Below are 15,657 nucleotides of genomic sequence, written 5' to 3' on the forward strand. Positions count from 1 at the left end.
TCTATGATATCCTGGGGTAGGGGAGCGTTGTATGCGGGTTGAAGGTTGATCGTGAGGACAGCTGGACTGCATACAAGTGAGAATGCCGGTATGAGTAACGAAAAGATCAGTGAGAATCTGATCCGCCGAAAGCCTAAGGGTTCCTGAGGAAGGCTCGTCCGCTCAGGGTAAGTCGGGACCTAAGGCGAGGCCGAAAGGCGTAGTCGAAGGACAACAGGTTGAAATTCCTGTACCACCGTGAACCGTTATGAGCAATGGGGTGACGCAGAAGGATAGTGACGCGAGCTGATGGATGCTCGTCCAAGCAGTGAGGCTGATGTGCAGGCAAATCCGCACATCGATAAGGCTGAGCTGTGATGGGGAGGGAAACTTAAGTACCGAAGGTCATGAGTTCAGGCTGCCAAGAAAAGCCTCTAGCCAGGGAGAAGGTGCCCGTACCGCAAACCGACACAGGTAGGCGAGCAGAGCATGCTAAGGCGCGCGGAAGAACTCTCGTTAAGGAACTCGGCAAAATGACCCCGTAACTTCGGGAGAAGGGGTGCCTCGGTAGGGTGAATAGCCCGAGGGGGCCGCAGTGAAAAGGCCCAAGCGACTGTTTAGCAAAAACACAGGTCTGTGCGAAGCCGCAAGGCGAAGTATACGGGCTGACGCCTGCCCGGTGCTGGAAGGTTAAGGGGAGCGGTTAGGGGTAACCCGAAGCTGTGAACCGAAGCCCCAGTAAACGGCGGCCGTAACTATAACGGTCCTAAGGTAGCGAAATTCCTTGTCAGGTAAATTCTGACCCGCACGAATGGCGTAACGACTTGGGCGCTGTCTCGACGAGAGATCCGGTGAAATTTTAATACCTGTGAAGATGCAGGTTACCCGCGACAAGACGGAAAGACCCCATGGAGCTTTACTGCAGCTTGATATTGGACTTTGGTACGATCTGTACAGGATAGGTGGGAGCCTGAGAAGCCTGAGCGCCAGCTTGGGTGGAGGCGCCGTTGGGATACCACCCTGATCGTATCGGAGTTCTAACCTGGTACCGTGATCCGGTGCGGGGACAGTGTCAGGTGGGCAGTTTGACTGGGGCGGTCGCCTCCTAAAGCGTAACGGAGGCGCCCCAAGGTTCCCTCAGAATGGTTGGAAATCATTCGAAGAGTGCAAAGGCATAAGGGAGCTTGACTGCGAGACAAACAGGTCGAGCAGGGACGAAAGTCGGGCTTAGTGATCCGGTGGTACCGAATGGAAGGGCCATCGCTCAACGGATAAAAGCTACCCTGGGGATAACAGGCTTATCTCCCCCAAGAGTCCACATCGACGGGGAGGTTTGGCACCTCGATGTCGGCTCATCGCATCCTGGGGCTGAAGTAGGTCCCAAGGGTTGGGCTGTTCGCCCATTAAAGCGGTACGCGAGCTGGGTTCAGAACGTCGTGAGACAGTTCGGTCCCTATCTGTCGCGGGCGCAGGAAATTTGAGAGGAGCTGTCCTTAGTACGAGAGGACCGGGATGGACGTACCGCTGGTGTACCAGTTGTTCCGCCAGGAGCACGGCTGGATAGCCAAGTACGGACGGGATAAGCGCTGAAAGCATCTAAGCGTGAAGCCCCCCTCAAGATGAGATTTCCCAAGTCAGTAAGACCCCTTGTAGACGACGAGGTTGATAGGTTCGGGGTGGAAGCGCGGCAACGTGTGGAGCTGACGAATACTAATCGGTCGAGGGCTTATCCAACAGCTTCCGCAAGGAAGCGGCAGCAATACTAAGGTTTAGATCTTTAGCTAGCGAGTGAGGATATATCATTTTGGTAGTGACCTTTGTGCGAAGCACAACGGAACGCAAAATAATATACTCGAATGTATATCCAGTTTTCAAGGTACAAGCCTTGAATAACCGTTTGGTGATGATGGCGGAAGGGAACCACGCGTACCCATCCCGAACACGAACGTTAAGCCTTCCAGCGTCGATGGTACTTGGACCGCAGGGTCCTGGGAGAGTAGAACGTCGCCAAGCGGTACCACTTTCGTGGGATAAGCCGTAAGATTTAAACATCATGAGGGCCCTTAGCTCAGCTGGTTAGAGCGCACCCCTGATAAGGGTGAGGTCGGTGGTTCGAGTCCACTAGGGCCCATTTATAAGCAAGGCCCGTTGGTCAAGGGGTTAAGACACCTCCCTTTCACGGAGGTAACAGGGGTTCGAATCCCCTACGGGTCACCATATATGAACGCTTAGCTCAGCTGGGAGAGCATTACCTTGACAGGGTAAGGGTCGGCGGTTCGATCCCGTCAGCGTTCACCAAACTATCGCGGGGTGGAGCAGCCCGGTAGCTCGTCGGGCTCATAACCCGAAGGCCGCAGGTTCAAATCCTGCCCCCGCAACCAATACAGGGGCATAGTTTAAAGGTAGAACAAAGGTCTCCAAAACCTTTGGTGTGGGTTCGATTCCTGCTGCCCCTGCCAATTTTTCTTATTGGGGATTAGCCAAGCGGTAAGGCAACGGACTTTGACTCCGTCATGCCTAGGTTCGAATCCTAGATCCCCAGCCATTTTAGTTTGAGCCATTAGCTCAGTCGGTAGAGCACCTGACTTTTAATCAGGGTGTCGTAGGTTCGAGTCCTACATGGCTCACTTTTCATCTTTATTTGCTTCATGCGTTCGTGGCGGAATTGGCAGACGCGCTAGATTCAGGTTCTAGTGGGGTAACAGCCGTGGAGGTTCGAGTCCTCTCGAGCGCATCAGGTTGCGGAAGTGGCTCAGCGGTAGAGCATCGCCTTGCCAAGGCGAGGGTCGCGGGTTCGATTCCCGTCTTCCGCTCCATATTTTTCTTTGTTCCCTTAGCTCAGCTGGATAGAGCGTTTGACTACGAATCAAAAGGTCGGGAGTTCGAATCTCTCAGGGAACGTTTTTCTTATCCTATCGGGACGTAGCTCAGCTTGGTAGAGCACCTGGTTTGGGACCAGGGGGTCGCATGTTCAAATCGTGTCGTCCCGACCATTTCGGATACTCTGGGTACAGCATTGGCTGGACATGGAATATAGATATGAAATCACAAACGTGCTCTGGGTCTAGGGCACGTTTTTTTGCTTAAAAGCGTGGAAACCGACTGACGATTCAATAAAAAGCAGTATGGTGAAGTAGGGGTAACAAGAGATAACAAGAACAATTGTAAGCGCTTTGAAGTGGCAATAAAGACCATCTCAAACGGGTTGGGAGTGGGGAAAACAGGGAAGACTGATGACATGCTGGCACAAGGATGCCTATGGACTCGGAAGGGAAAGATCGGGCAGCGGTAAGAAGGAGAGGCGGGGGGACTGATGCCGTTTGAGATCATTCCAGTGAATGGTTTTATCCTCACTATAACTGAGTATAAACTTTTTTAATATAAATATCCCTTATTAGCCGGGAGCCTCTTGGATTTACTTTGACGTTGTCCAATTAAACCCATATAATGAAAAGGTGAATGTTAGAGGTACGTACGAAAGGGTGCTCCCCCCGATGGATCAGGATCAGGAAATCATGACGGTTGCCCAGGTAGCCAAATACTTGCAAATCAGTGAAATAACCACATATAAGCTGGTGAATGAAGGAGCCATCCCCGGATTCAAGATCGGTAGACACTGGAGAGTGAAGAAAGAAGACTTACAGGCAGTCATTGAGAAATTGAAGCGAGGCGAACGGCTCTCATACTAAATAGAGCAGGTGAAAGGATTGCACATGGACGAGATCAGCGCAAAGGCTCAAAACGCAGAAGAACGCGGAACACCGAAACATAACGTAAAAATCATCGCTCTCGGCGGTTTGGGCGAAATCGGAAAGAACATGTATGTCATCGAATACGGCGAAGAGATTGTTGTCGTGGACGCGGGTGTAAAATTCCCTAGAAGCGACCTGCCGGGTGTCGACTATGTCATTCCGAATATCGAGTATTTGGTTCAACATCAGGATAAAGTGAAGGGTATCTTCCTGACACACGGCCATGAGGATCATATCGGCGGTCTGCCGTTCATCCTCAGGGAGCTTCGTGTACCGGTCTATGGAGCGCCTCTTACCATCGGCTTGGTCAGAGCCAAGCTTGAAGAACACAAGCTCGACAAGCTGGTGCATCTGCAGGTCGTCAAGGAAGAGACCGTGATCCAGCTCGATAAGCTGCGGGTGCATTTCTTCCATACGAACCATAGTATTCCCGATTCGCTCGGGGTAGCCGTCGACACACCAGAAGGAATTATTGTCCATACCGGGGACTTCAAGTTCGACATGACACCGGTGGGGCACCGGGCCAACATCTACAAGATGTCGGAGCTTGGCAGCCAAGGGGTTCTGGCCCTGCTTGCGGACAGCACGAACAGTGAGAAGCCCGGCTATACGCCATCTGAGAAATCCGTAGGTGCCGCCGTATATGACACTTTCCGTACCTGTGAAGGACGCATTCTGTTCGCTACATTCGCTTCGAACGTGCACCGTCTTCAGCAGGTAGTGGAAGCTGCAGAAGCGACAGGCCGGAAGATTGCGATTCAAGGCCGGAGCATGGAGCGCGTGTTCCGTATTGCGCAGGAACTGGGGTATATCCGCATTCCTCAAGGAATGCAGATCGACATCCAGCAGCTGGACAAGTTCGAGGACCGGCGCATCGTTATTATTTGTACGGGCAGCCAAGGTGAACCGAATGCCGCTCTGTCCCGCATTGCCAGCGGTGCGCATTCCAAGGTGCAGATCCATCCGGGCGATACGGTAATCTTCTCCTCTTCTCCAATTCCGGGAAATACACAGAACATCAACAAAAATATTGATCTGTTGTTCCGTGCAGGAGCCAACGTGATCTATGGTTCCGTCATCGATATCCATGCTTCGGGCCACGGCTGCCAAGAGGACCTGAAGCTGATGCTCAGCCTCATCAAGCCGAAGTTCCTCGTACCGATTCACGGCGAATACCGGATGCTGCTCAAGCATGCACAGCTGGCCGAAGAACTGGGCATTACGCAGGACCGTTCGTTCGTCCTCGATATCGGCGAAGTGCTCCACCTGAACCGCAGGCAGGCTCGTAAGGGCCGCAAGGTGCCTTCCGGTGAAATGCTGGTCAGCGGCAACAAAATAGGGCAGGTGCGCAGCGATATTCTCGCCGACCGCCGCCATATGTCGAACAACGGGGTTATTCTGGTGCTTATGGTTGTCAACGAAGATTGGACGGCGGTTCTCTCCGGTCCGGAGCTCATCTCCCGCGGCTTCGTCTTCGTGAAGGAAGCCAGCGAGATTATCCAGAGAGCGACCGCACTGACCCGCAGGGCCGTTTCTCGCCTTATCAAGCAGGGCGTGAATACCGAAGAAGGTTGGAAAGCAAGAATCACAGAGGTGCTCTCTTCCCACTTAGAGAAGACGATGCAGCGCACCCCGCTGATCGTGCCGATCCTCACCCATTTGGAGCGCCAAGAAAAGGGGCCAAGCCGCAAGCCCTCCAGGCCGAGAAGGAAGCGGGCGACCATTGCACCGGCTGCTGCTCAGGAACCGACGGGAACTCCGCAAAAATAGGGGCTGTTCCCGGAAGTGAAGTTGACCGAACGGATGGGCAGCTCCCGCATCACATGCCAAAGAACCTTCAACCCACAAGGATGTGGAGTTGAAGGTTCTTTTTATTGTCGGTTGTAAGGTGCATTGCAAGCCGCAGGCTTTTTATCGGGGAATTACTCGCTTTTGACAATCTGAAACTGCTGGTTGGCCCCTCCGTTGTCCGTCCATTGGATGGCATCGGCGCCGTCGGCCAGGGATGCATCTGAAATATCGATGAGTTTGCCGGTTGCCCGGTTCTTGAGCTTGTAATAGCCGCCTCCGACATGAATGGGCTGCCAATGCTGGCTGGTCCAATTTCCATCGGTCCACTGGACGATCGCCGTTCCATCGGCGGTGGACCCATTGGATACTCCAGCGATTTTGCCGGTGAGTTGATTCTTCAGCTTATAGTAGCCGCCCCCTGCATCGATCAGCTGCCAGTGCGGACTGCCGGCCGTATTCTCGTTCCACTGCTCCAGGGCGGCACCGTTTGTGGCAGAACCATTGTCCACGATCAGTGCCTTACCGCTCTTGCGGGAAATCAGCTTATAGACTGCATTCGCATCCCAGCTTTGGGCGAGGCCCTGAATGGTCCCGGCAGCCGAGTCAATGGAGAGGCTGGGGGCAAAATCCATAGCAAGCGTCGTGTTCGAAGGGAAGCGCAGCGGAAGCCACACATACTTGGAGTTGATCACCGGACCGCTCCAAGCCCCGGCCCAACGGTCTCCCATATAGAGATAAGTGGTGGCCTGGGTTCCCTCCACAGGAATGACATAGGCAGATTGGGAGCCGTAAGTCGTGCTGTCCGCAAAGTTGGTCAGGGCACTCCACGTGCCTGTAATGCTGGAAGCGGTTGCGTATTTGGCTTGGTTGGGATTCCAGCCCGTAGCACCTGAGGTGATAAGGAAATAGACGCTGCCGCGCTTAAAGAGTGCCGGTGCTTCCCGGTAAGATCCCGCCCACAAGGTCTGTACCAGGGAATCCACGCCGAGGAAATCAGGCGTCAGCTTATAGATATTGAGATCCGCATTGACTTTGGTAGCGGAGATCAGGTAAGCGGTACCGTTATCATTGTATACGGTCATGTCCCGGGAGTCATAGCCCAGCGGGCGGAAGCTGCCCTGATACGTATAATTCCCATCGACCGTGGAGGAAGAGGCCACAGCCACACGAGCTTCCCCGTAGTCGGAGCCGTTCTCCTTGTGCATCCACAGCACATACTTACCGGTCGCCTGGTTAAACAAAATTTTGGGGCGCTCGATGTTCGAAACGTTAAGCTCGGAGGCCGATGCGCTCGTGAGAATGTTCGAACGGAATTCCCAGTTCTTCAAGTCAGTGGAACGATACATGGACACCGCCTTGAACGTCCCGTCCGTATTGCGGTTCTCCCCATACCAATAATAATAGCTTCCGACTTTGATCATTCCCCCGCCATGGGCGTGGATGACCGTTCCATCCGTGGCTTTGTACTGGATGGCATTCGTAACGGTTACAGCGGCGGCATTCACAGGAGTGGGCAGAAAGCAGCAGAGCGTAAGCAGCAGACACATCCATAAAGCAGCAGTCCGGGTGTTCCAGTGAAACTTTCTGGCTGGGGTCATCAATCCAAGCCTCCTCATCTCTTTGATTTGTTGCAAGTTCCATGATGTCGGTGTACAGGCCAATCAGACCAGGGCCTCGTGGAGAAAAGCACCTCCTATCAGGGGTAATGAAGCCATTATAGTTGAAGGCGTAATTCCATGATAGTGAACAATGAGGGGATTCCTGTACATTTTGGAGGCGTAAGTGAACTTTTGGAGGAGGAGATCCCCCAAATAACGCTACATTCGTAAACTAGATTACGGCCGAGGAAAGAAGGACAAGGGAGGCGGGGGAAGAACAACTGCTTCTGTTTCGAGAGAGCCAAAAGGCCTGACCGGGAATAAACAAAAAAACCATCCCGCGGGATGGAGATGCTAGTCAGTCAGATTTAGGTTAGCAGATCATTTTTGATGGTGAGCAGTTGAATCGCCACGTTCACTTCCAGTTCCGATAATTTGCTGAGAGCGGCAATTTGGGCCACGTTGCCCGTAGTTAAGTGCGGATGGTTGACCATAACATCGAATACGAGCCGTTCGGCAGCTGAAATCTCCCCGAACCGCAGCTTGCTCACTTTGTCCATCGCCGTCACCTTCTTGTTGTCTAGAAGTACGCTTGCCTAAGAATACATTACCCCAAAGGAGACATGTCGAAACAGAGCGAAACCAGGAAATGGAAGGGAAATCTCTTGGCCAAACTCTGCCATTTTTCTGGTATACTAGACTCCGGTTGATAGATGCAGAGAGGAACACAGGCAGATGGATCAATACAAATACCGCGTTGTGATCGCCGATATGAACCGGGAAAACCGGGAAGCGATCGAGAGACACATCAAGTCCAAGCATCCGGATCTGTACGTGATCAGATCCGTCAGCTCGGGGAACCGGCTGGTTGAGGTATGCGACCGTCATCAGCCGGAAATCGTGATCCTGAATGTGAAGCTGAAGGCCAAGGACGGCCTCTCCGCTGCCAAGGAAGTCATCTCCCGGGGACATTCCCCGGAGTGGATCGGCATGGCGGATCAGGAGCATCTTCCCGTCCTGCTGGGCAACCACGAACTCAAATTCGCCGATTATCTCATGGTCCCCTGGATCGGAGAACGGTTGTCGAAGTCTCTGGGGGAGGCGGTTGCCCGCTGCGGAACGGCATCCGGGAGGCCTTTTCTCCAAGAAGGGGGCGGGTTCGTCAATACGGTGAAGAGCTTTTACAAAGCGAAGCCGATTGAAATCCCCGAACGTGTGCTGGTCTTCGCCCAGAAGAAGGACAAGTATGTTACGCGACTGTTCTTATCCAATGGCAAGGTCCATCACATCAATTCCACGCTAAAGGACATCCAAAGCCAGTGTACCCTCGGCGTATTCAAGGCTCACAAAAGTTTTCTCGTCAACATCAAGTACATCGAATATGTCGTTGCGAGTACGCAGGTGTCGGGTAATTATGATATCCACCTGGTCAAGAACCATTATGGGCTTTCCATCCCGCTCTCGAAGAAAATGTATCCGAACTTCGTCCGGGCCAAGGAATTCTCGAATACCCTCATGAGCCGGATTCTGCTCGACGGCATTGCGTACTAGAAGGAGCGAACAATCTTGCGTATAAGTGATGAAGTAAAGAAGGGTACAGGCGGGCAGCCGACGATTCTGGTAGTCGACGACGAACGGAGCAATCTGGAGATTCTCCGGGTGTTCCTGGCTTCGCTGGGGTATCGGGTCCTGCTCGCGGATTATCCGCTGGATGCGGTGCGGATGGTACATCACGACAGACCGGACCTCATCCTGCTGGATGTGATGATGCCGGATGTGGACGGCTTCGCCCTGGCCAAGGCGCTGGGTGATTTCGGTATCCCGATCCTGTTCATCTCGGCCAAATCGCAGAAGGAAGATATTCTCCAGGGCCTGTCTTCCGGCGGCTTGGATTATATCACCAAACCGTTCGATCTCGATATTCTCTCCCACAAGATCGAGCTGCACTTGGAATCGTCCCAACAAATGAGAGCGCTGCAGCAGGAGAACGACCAGCTCAAACAGCGAATGTACATGGACCCCGGCACGGGGCTGTTCAACCGGACGTACCTGGAAGGCGTGCTCAGTGCGCTGAATGAAAAATACAATGCGGTGCTGACCATTCAGGTGATATGCCCGAAAGCCGCTGGGGAAGAGGAGCGGGATGAGGGAAGCGGGATTCTAAAGGACATCGGGGGACTCTGCGCGGCCCACGTCAAAAAGCATCAGGGCATTCTGTTCCGTCTCGGACCGCAGACCTGCGGTGCCATTCTCCGCACCAGCCGGCAGGGCTGTGAAGAGCTGGCTGTGCGAATCCGTTCGGACATCGGCCAGTACAATGAGGGCCGGCTGCTGGCGGGCAGCCGTTTGGTGAAGGCCGCGGTGGAGGCCCACTGGATTCCCTTTGCTTCCATGAAGAGCTTGCTGCTGGGCGGCGGAATGGAGGCATAGCCATGAGTACAGCCCAGCTGCGCAATATCATCGACATGACCAAGGTGATCCACTCTCGCTTTGATATCGAGGAGATCCTGCAGCTGCTTGTCAATACGCTGGCTGCCGAGATTACACAGGCGGATCTCGTCAGCTTTTTCGTCAAGGAGGGACAGGGGTACCGGGGGATCAAATGCAACATTCTCCCCGACGTAGTCATCCAGCAGTACATAGATCCGGAGCAGGATGTGTTCGCCCGAGGGATTCTTGAGTCCCGCAAAACCGATTACATTCCACTTGTCTGCACGGACGACCGGATCGACAGCACGAAGAAAACGACATTCGATATCCAATCGATCCTGGGGATCCCGCTGATTCTGGACGACGAGGTCTGGGGGATGGCCTTCGCCCATGATTTTGGCAGGCCCATGAACATCACCAAGGAGCAGATTGAGCTGGCGGAGGCTTTCGTCAGCATGGCGGGAGTGGCGATCCGCAATCATTATATGTTCGAGCAAAAGAAGAAATGGATCCAGCGGCAGCAGAATCTTCTCGATCTCTCCAGCAGGCTGAGTGTATCGACAACGATCGGGCAGGTGGTCAGGGTCTGTGCGGAGGGTATCCTGCAGGAAGGGAGGTCTGCCACGCTGTTCGTTCATCTGTATGATGAACTGACAGGGAGCTTCAAACCGCTGTATCACGGAACGGGAAGCGGGGAAGGACAGGCGGATCGCACCGATCCCCCGGAAGACCCCTTTGCGGGGACTCTCCGTCCGAATGAAGTGCCTTACCTGGAGCGTTATAATCCCTGGGAAGACAGCTGGCGGTATCCTCTCCGCAACGACTTTTGTTCCAGGCATGGCGTGAAGAGCGTGATGCATCTTCCCTTGATCACCAAAGACCGTACGATCGGACTGCTGACGCTGCTTGGGCCGGACGAGGTGACCGGAACGCCTGAGGAGCTGGAGGTCTGCAAGCTGATCTCCGAGCAGATGGCCGCGGCCTTGTCCAATGTCATGCACACCGCCCAGCTGGATCATGCGGTCAAACTCAGCACGTCGGAGCTCGTCCAGGCGAACATGAAGCTCGAGGAGCTGGTCCGTGAGCTGCGCAGCGCCGATGAGATCAAGAACGGCTTTATTTCCTCGCTGTCCCATGAACTGCGTACCCCGATTACGTCCATCAAAGGTACCGTCGATATTCTGCTGCGCGATATTCTTGGTGAAATGAATCGGGACCAGAGGGAGCTGCTCCAGATGGCTTCGAGTTCCGTGACTCATCTGCTAGAGCAGATTAATGATCTGCTCGACTTCGCGAAGCTTGGCAGCGGTAAGCTGGATTTGACGTGGAGCGAGGCGGTATTCGATGAAGTGGTGAAGGAGGCGGTGACGATGCTGGAGCCGCTCTTCTTCAAGAAAGAGCAGCAGGTCCGGATTACAGGCGTGCAGGGTATCCGGCTGCAGCTGGACCGGCTGCGCATCCGTCAGGTGCTGATCAACTTATTGTCGAACGCCAACAAATTCACTCCGCCGTACGGCTTGATTGAAGTGTCCTTCGATATGGAAGAGGGGATGCTGAATGTGGCGGTACGGGATAACGGGATTGGGATCCCGCTGTCCAAGCAGCCGCTGATTTTCACCAAATTTTATCAGGTGGATAATGGGACACATGGTACGGGCATCGGGTTATCCTTCTCAAAGGAGCTGGCCGAGCTCCATGGCGGATGCCTCACCTTCGAGAGCAAAGAGGGGGTGGGCAGCATATTCCGGCTGACCCTGCCCGTAAAACGGTAACCGGGGAGGATATTTCTTCCTATTTTTCGACATAGGGTTACATTATCCTATCCAAATTGTGTTTTATTCCGAGGTTCTTCCCTATCCTTCCGGATTGGATATGATGGAGTTAACAACCATTAGGCTGCCTCCACCCGGAAGGCTTCAGGAGGACTGCACGTGAACAGGCAGGACATCATCGTATCCCGAATCATCAAAGGAAATCAAGCAAGGCCTGATCTCCGCTATGTGGTGGTCACGCATGCAAGAGACGTGTATATTACGGATGCCGTACCCAAAGGTCATCAGGCCATCGGCAGGTCGAACTTCGAAATCGCTTTAACCGACGCTTTCTATGAGCATATCCGCTCTTTCGCCCGTTCGGCCCATAACAGGAATGTGTACGCGCTATCCGTCTATACCGATGACCGCCATACCTTCCTGCTGTATCTCAATACCCAGGAGGGGTTCGAGCGGACGGTTGCCGAGAGCCCGTATTATTCCCAATACACCGAAGAACAGAAGCATGATCTGCAGTATTCGCTAGGTGATTTTGCCTTCAGCTATGATTCGTTCTCGGGTCCGTTCGCCTCGCAATACGCGGCGTATCATGACGCAGTGAAGGCGCTGTCAGCCGCAGGGGGCTTCGAGGGCTTGGAAGCGCATAAGGGCAGCCCCGACTTGGTCCGTTATGTGTATAAGGCGGAATTGTTCGAGGGGGGGCAGTACCAGACGGCGCTGCGCGTAACGAAAAAGCTGCTGGCCCAATCGGTATGGCTGCTGCAGACGACGCCGGATTTTGTCGCATTCGCAAGCAGCGGGAGCGAATATATCGATTACAGCATGGTGATGAGGCAGACCATCGAATTGAAGCGGTTCTACCAAGTGTTCCCTGAAATGAAAAGCCATGATGAGGCGTTCCAGACGGCGGTTGAGAAGGCCAAGAGTCTGCCGCACAGCGAACAGGTGGCATTCTGGTGGGATCGGGTGAAGGAGAACCGGAACCGAAATCCGGAGGCTCTTCTGACCGCTACGGTGCGGACCGATTACCAGGCGATCGAGGCACTGGCGGCCGGCGGGGCCTCCCTTCTGCCTGCCGTCATGCAGGCACTGCGCAGCGCCGTGCAGCAGAAGGATGAGGAGAAGACCTCGTTCCTGTGCGAGGTGCTGCTCGAAGCCGGCGGTCTCAGCAGGGAGGTTCTGGGGGAGATGGCGGCGGCCATCGAGTATGCTCCGCCGGGAGATCATGAAATCCGCGCCCAGCTCAACCGAACCCGGCAGGAGCTGACCAGCCGGCTTCAGTGAACAGAATCGAGGCAGCTGCTTCGCCCTGCCCGCAAGAAAAAATACCATGGCCCGCAGGGGATCATGGTATTTTTCATGGATCGCGGAATTAAACACCGCTGGATTTCTCCGGGAGCGGGAGCAGCCGAAAGCGCCGCAGCTGTTCAGTGAGCCCCACCGCGAGAAGAACCTGCCGCTGCTTGGGGCCGATCAAATCGAAGTGGGGATAGGGCGGACGGTGGTGAATATATTTCGGATCGAGGCCATGGGTGAGGCACCAGGCGGCAAGCCGGTCCAGGTCCTTACATCCGACCTTGGTGACTGTAGTGATGCCGGGAAAACGCGGATCGAGCCAATAATGGGTCAGATAGGCGATATCGCCCCGCGTGACCGCTTCTTTCCACTCGGTAAGTTCAGCTCGGGTAATCCCGAAAGCCATAGGGGTATGCCTCCTTCGGCGGAGTCCGGTTGTCTGATTCATTATAGCAGGAGCGGGTGGCGAATTCACCCGGGGTCTCTATGAGAAGCGGGCGGCAAGGGAAGTGGAGGGACGCCGTACCAAAAAGCTAGGATTCTTTCCATGGCGGGGGAGAAGGAGTCAGGATATTGATAACGCTTACGAATATCCCCTGTTACAATGAAGGACAGACGGAATCCTTGAGGATTCCAAGTCACTTCGTGAGGAGGAAATCGGATGAGCTTCAAAATCGCTTTTATCGGTGCCGGCAGTGTGGGATTTACCCGGGGGCTGCTTCGTGATCTGCTGTCCGTGCCGGAGTTTCATGAGGTCGAGATCGCTTTCATGGATACGAATGAGAGGAACCTGGATATGGTACGCCAGCTCTGTCAGCGGGATATCCTCGAGAACGGGCTCTCCATCCAAATCCAGGCGACTACAGATCGCAGAGAGGCACTGAGGGACGCCAAGTATGTGCTGTGCACGATCCGGGTCGGCGGGCTGGAGGCGTTCACGACGGATGTGGACATCCCGCTGCGGTACGGGATCGACCAGTGCGTGGGGGATACGCTCTGTGCAGGCGGCATTATGTACGGGCAGCGGGGCATTGCCGAGATGCTGCAGATCTGCCAGGACATCCGGGAGGTGGCACGCGAGGACGTACTGCTGCTGAACTATGCGAACCCCATGGCGATGCTGACCTGGGCGTGCAACCAATATGGGGGCGTACGGACTGTCGGGCTGTGCCACGGCGTGCAGCATGGACACCGGCAAATTGCAGAAGCTTTCGGACTGCAGAAGGAAGAAGTCGATATCATCTGCGCCGGCATCAACCATCAAACCTGGTATGTGCAGATCCGGCATAACGGGGAGGATCTGACCGGCCGGCTGCTGGAGGCGTTCGAGGCCCACCCGGATTACAGCCGTACCGAGAAGGTGCGCATCGATATGCTGAGGCGGTTCGGCTATTACAGCACGGAGTCGAACGGCCATCTCAGCGAGTATGTCCCCTGGTACCGCAAACGTCCGGAGGAGATCGGGGAGTGGATTGACCTCGGCTCCTGGATCAACGGCGAGACCGGAGGGTATCTGCGGGTCTGCACGGAAGGGCGGCGCTGGTTCGAAACGGACTTCCCGAACTGGCTGAAGGAGCCTGCACTGGAATACGCACCGGAGAAGCGCGGGGAGGAGCACGGCTCCTATATCATCGAAGGGCTCGAGACCGGACGGGTGTACCGCGGGCACTTTAACGTGGTGAACAACGGTGTCATCTCCAATCTGCCGGACGATGCCGTGATTGAAGCGCCAGGCTATGTGGACCGCAGTGGGATCTCGATGGCGCACGTGGGCGCCCTGCCGCTCGGGCCTGCCGCTGTGTGCAGCGCCAGCATCTCGGTGCAGCGCCTTGCGGTGGAAGCGGCGGTCCGCGGCGACGACAAGCTCCTGAGGCAGGCGATGCTGATGGACCCGCTCGTCGGGGCGGTCTGCAACCCAAGGGAAGTATGGCAGATGACCGACGAGCTGCTGGTCGCGCAGGAGGCGTGGCTGCCGCAGTACGGAGATGCGATCGCCGAAGCCAAGGCGCGCCTCGCCGAAGGGCTGCAGGTGCCCGTTCGGGGGGACTACCGCGGGGCGGCCCGGCTTCACGTGAAGACCGTGGAGGAGATGGAGGCGAACCGGGAGCAGGCCAGCCGGAATGCGGGAGAGTCCGACAAGGGCAAAGAGCGGGCCGCAGCGGCACAGTAGAGGGCGGCAGCGACCGCCTGAAACGAAAGGGCTGCAGCGAATTGCGAGCGGGCGGCCGGTCTGAATGCGGGAGAAGTCGATAAAACAGGGAACTCCGGGCTGAGGCGAAAGTAAGGGAGTCCCAGGCAGCCTGCAGAGTGAGCAAATAGAGAAGGCCCATGCTGAGTGCATGGGCCTTCTCTATTTGGTGCAGCTCTAGTAGGGGGCTGTCTGTGCAGATCAGGGGCGGACCTTATGCCGCCCTAGGATGGGCTGGGCCCCGCTTCGGCCACAGCCTGACCGGAGGGGGGCCACTCGGTGGCCAGCATGCTGTAGACGGCGAGGTCGATATACACGCCGTACAGCCGCTGCGCTCCGCGGGCCACACCCTCCATCGTGAAGCCGAGCCGCTCGGGGACGGCCCGGCTGCGCCGGTTATCCACGCCGGCGCGGATCTCGACCCGGTGCATGCCGAGGCTGCGGAAGGCATAATCGATCATCCCGCGGCAGGCCCGCGTCATAATGCCGCGGCCCTGGTAGGGTTCTCCCAGCCAATAGCCGATCGCCGCCGACCGGTTCAGCGTGCTCAGCCCGTGATGGTCGATCACGCCGCACAGGCTCCCGTCTGCAATGATCCCGGCTGTAATGCCTTCGCCTCTGGCCCACCGCTGGCGGGCATGCTCGATGAAGGCCCGGCTGTCTTCCACGGTCTGGGTGCCGTCAATCCAAGGCATCCACTGCCGCAGGCAGCGCCGGTTGGCGTCCGTAAGGAGGAACAATTCCTCGGCGTCTCCCGCCTCAAGGACTTGGAGCTCTACTTCGCGGTCAATCCGGTAGTTGAACATGCGTCAGACCTCCTTGGGTGATCTTCGGTACGAGCGGGTTCGGCG

At 55.6% G+C, this 15,657-nt stretch carries 11 protein-coding genes, 11 tRNA genes and 2 rRNA genes (1 of these 24 cut by a window edge); 20 read left to right on the top strand and 4 right to left on the bottom strand.

Annotated features, from left to right (window positions below):
• From ACP26L_RS03475 to rnjA, 15 genes are all read left to right on the top strand, one after another.
• Positions 1–1,713, top strand: a 23S ribosomal RNA gene (locus tag ACP26L_RS03475) (it extends 1,210 nt beyond the left edge of the window).
• 162 nt (positions 1,714–1,875) lie between these two features.
• Positions 1,876–1,992 (top strand): 5S ribosomal RNA (gene rrf, locus ACP26L_RS03480).
• A 44-nt stretch (positions 1,993–2,036) separates the two neighbouring features.
• Positions 2,037–2,110: transfer RNA gene (locus ACP26L_RS03485), tRNA-Ile, on the top strand.
• Between the two features lie 11 nt (positions 2,111–2,121).
• Positions 2,122–2,196, top strand: a tRNA-Glu gene (locus ACP26L_RS03490).
• A 5-nt stretch (positions 2,197–2,201) separates the two neighbouring features.
• A tRNA-Val gene (locus tag ACP26L_RS03495) sits at positions 2,202–2,277 on the top strand.
• Between the two features lie 6 nt (positions 2,278–2,283).
• Positions 2,284–2,360, top strand: a tRNA-Met gene (locus ACP26L_RS03500).
• Positions 2,361–2,364: 4 nt separating this feature from the next.
• Positions 2,365–2,438, top strand: a tRNA-Trp gene (locus ACP26L_RS03505).
• Between the two features lie 11 nt (positions 2,439–2,449).
• Positions 2,450–2,524 (top strand) — tRNA-Gln (locus ACP26L_RS03510).
• A 9-nt stretch (positions 2,525–2,533) separates the two neighbouring features.
• Positions 2,534–2,606, top strand: a tRNA-Lys gene (locus ACP26L_RS03515).
• 23 nt (positions 2,607–2,629) lie between these two features.
• Positions 2,630–2,713: transfer RNA gene (locus ACP26L_RS03520), tRNA-Leu, on the top strand.
• A 7-nt stretch (positions 2,714–2,720) separates the two neighbouring features.
• A tRNA-Gly gene (locus ACP26L_RS03525) sits at positions 2,721–2,795 on the top strand.
• Positions 2,796–2,806: 11 nt separating this feature from the next.
• Positions 2,807–2,880, top strand: a tRNA-Arg gene (locus ACP26L_RS03530).
• A gap of 15 nt (positions 2,881–2,895) precedes the next feature.
• Positions 2,896–2,972: transfer RNA gene (locus tag ACP26L_RS03535), tRNA-Pro, on the top strand.
• A 501-nt stretch (positions 2,973–3,473) separates the two neighbouring features.
• Positions 3,474–3,668 (top strand): helix-turn-helix domain-containing protein, encoded by a 195-nt coding sequence (locus ACP26L_RS03540; protein ID WP_426451132.1) that lies wholly within the window; start codon positions 3,474–3,476, stop codon positions 3,666–3,668.
• 24 nt (positions 3,669–3,692) lie between these two features.
• A complete protein-coding gene (gene rnjA / locus ACP26L_RS03545; protein WP_426451133.1) occupies positions 3,693–5,501 on the top strand; it encodes a ribonuclease J1 in 1,809 nt (602 codons plus the stop codon).
• Positions 5,502–5,653: 152 nt separating this feature from the next.
• Here the strand turns inward: rnjA and ACP26L_RS03550 are convergent, their stop codons facing one another.
• Together ACP26L_RS03550 and ACP26L_RS03555 are read right to left on the bottom strand one after the other, a co-directional pair.
• Entirely contained in the window at positions 5,654–7,120 is a 1,467-nt protein-coding gene (locus ACP26L_RS03550) for an RICIN domain-containing protein (protein WP_426451134.1), read from the bottom strand.
• Between the two features lie 368 nt (positions 7,121–7,488).
• The gene (locus tag ACP26L_RS03555) at positions 7,489–7,680 is read right to left on the bottom strand and encodes a hypothetical protein (protein ID WP_426451135.1); all 192 of its coding nucleotides are present in this window, start codon (positions 7,678–7,680) and stop codon (positions 7,489–7,491) included.
• A 175-nt stretch (positions 7,681–7,855) separates the two neighbouring features.
• On the opposite strand from ACP26L_RS03555, the gene ACP26L_RS03560 reads away from it, so the two are divergent.
• From ACP26L_RS03560 to ACP26L_RS03575, 4 genes are all read left to right on the top strand, one after another.
• The gene (locus tag ACP26L_RS03560; protein ID WP_426451136.1) at positions 7,856–8,671 is read left to right on the top strand and encodes a LytR/AlgR family response regulator transcription factor; all 816 of its coding nucleotides are present in this window, start codon (positions 7,856–7,858) and stop codon (positions 8,669–8,671) included.
• Between the two features lie 15 nt (positions 8,672–8,686).
• Positions 8,687–9,550, top strand: coding sequence for a response regulator transcription factor (locus ACP26L_RS03565; protein WP_426451137.1), 864 nt, complete (start codon positions 8,687–8,689; stop codon positions 9,548–9,550).
• A gap of 2 nt (positions 9,551–9,552) precedes the next feature.
• A complete protein-coding gene (locus tag ACP26L_RS03570; RefSeq protein ID WP_426451138.1) occupies positions 9,553–11,322 on the top strand; it encodes an ATP-binding protein in 1,770 nt (589 codons plus the stop codon).
• Positions 11,323–11,481: 159 nt separating this feature from the next.
• Complete coding sequence (locus tag ACP26L_RS03575; protein ID WP_426451139.1) at positions 11,482–12,606, top strand: DUF4303 domain-containing protein; 1,125 nt, start codon at positions 11,482–11,484, stop codon at positions 12,604–12,606.
• A gap of 88 nt (positions 12,607–12,694) precedes the next feature.
• Here ACP26L_RS03575 and ACP26L_RS03580 read toward each other — a convergent pair whose 3' ends face one another.
• Positions 12,695–13,024: a hypothetical protein gene (locus tag ACP26L_RS03580; protein WP_426451140.1), complete on the bottom strand. Its 330-nt coding sequence runs from the start codon at positions 13,022–13,024 to the stop codon at positions 12,695–12,697.
• A 255-nt stretch (positions 13,025–13,279) separates the two neighbouring features.
• On the opposite strand from ACP26L_RS03580, the gene ACP26L_RS03585 reads away from it, so the two are divergent.
• Complete coding sequence (locus tag ACP26L_RS03585; protein ID WP_426451141.1) at positions 13,280–14,788, top strand: alpha-glucosidase/alpha-galactosidase; 1,509 nt, start codon at positions 13,280–13,282, stop codon at positions 14,786–14,788.
• Between the two features lie 242 nt (positions 14,789–15,030).
• Here ACP26L_RS03585 and ACP26L_RS03590 read toward each other — a convergent pair whose 3' ends face one another.
• Complete coding sequence (locus ACP26L_RS03590; protein ID WP_426451142.1) at positions 15,031–15,612, bottom strand: GNAT family N-acetyltransferase; 582 nt, start codon at positions 15,610–15,612, stop codon at positions 15,031–15,033.
• Positions 15,613–15,657: the final 45 nt, after the last annotated feature.

The sequence above is a fragment of the Paenibacillus sp. S-38 genome, from assembly GCF_049942825.1.
Classification (GTDB): Bacteria; Bacillota; Bacilli; order Paenibacillales; family NBRC-103111; genus Paenibacillus_G.

What these genes read in the sequence shown, in the direction of transcription:
- ACP26L_RS03585 (WP_426451141.1), top strand. Translation starts at nt 13,280, where the DNA reads ATGAGCTTCAAAATCGCTTTTATCGGTGCCGGCAGTGTGGGATTTACC.
- ACP26L_RS03580 (WP_426451140.1), bottom strand. Translation starts at nt 13,024, where the DNA reads ATGGCTTTCGGGATTACCCGAGCTGAACTTACCGAGTGGAAAGAAGCG.
- ACP26L_RS03560 (WP_426451136.1), top strand. Translation starts at nt 7,856, where the DNA reads ATGGATCAATACAAATACCGCGTTGTGATCGCCGATATGAACCGGGAA.
- ACP26L_RS03570 (WP_426451138.1), top strand. Translation starts at nt 9,553, where the DNA reads ATGAGTACAGCCCAGCTGCGCAATATCATCGACATGACCAAGGTGATC.
- ACP26L_RS03590 (WP_426451142.1), bottom strand. Translation starts at nt 15,612, where the DNA reads ATGTTCAACTACCGGATTGACCGCGAAGTAGAGCTCCAAGTCCTTGAG.
- ACP26L_RS03550 (WP_426451134.1), bottom strand. Translation starts at nt 7,120, where the DNA reads ATGACCCCAGCCAGAAAGTTTCACTGGAACACCCGGACTGCTGCTTTA.
- ACP26L_RS03555 (WP_426451135.1), bottom strand. Translation starts at nt 7,680, where the DNA reads ATGGACAAAGTGAGCAAGCTGCGGTTCGGGGAGATTTCAGCTGCCGAA.
- rnjA (WP_426451133.1), top strand. Translation starts at nt 3,693, where the DNA reads ATGGACGAGATCAGCGCAAAGGCTCAAAACGCAGAAGAACGCGGAACA.
- ACP26L_RS03540 (WP_426451132.1), top strand. Translation starts at nt 3,474, where the DNA reads ATGGATCAGGATCAGGAAATCATGACGGTTGCCCAGGTAGCCAAATAC.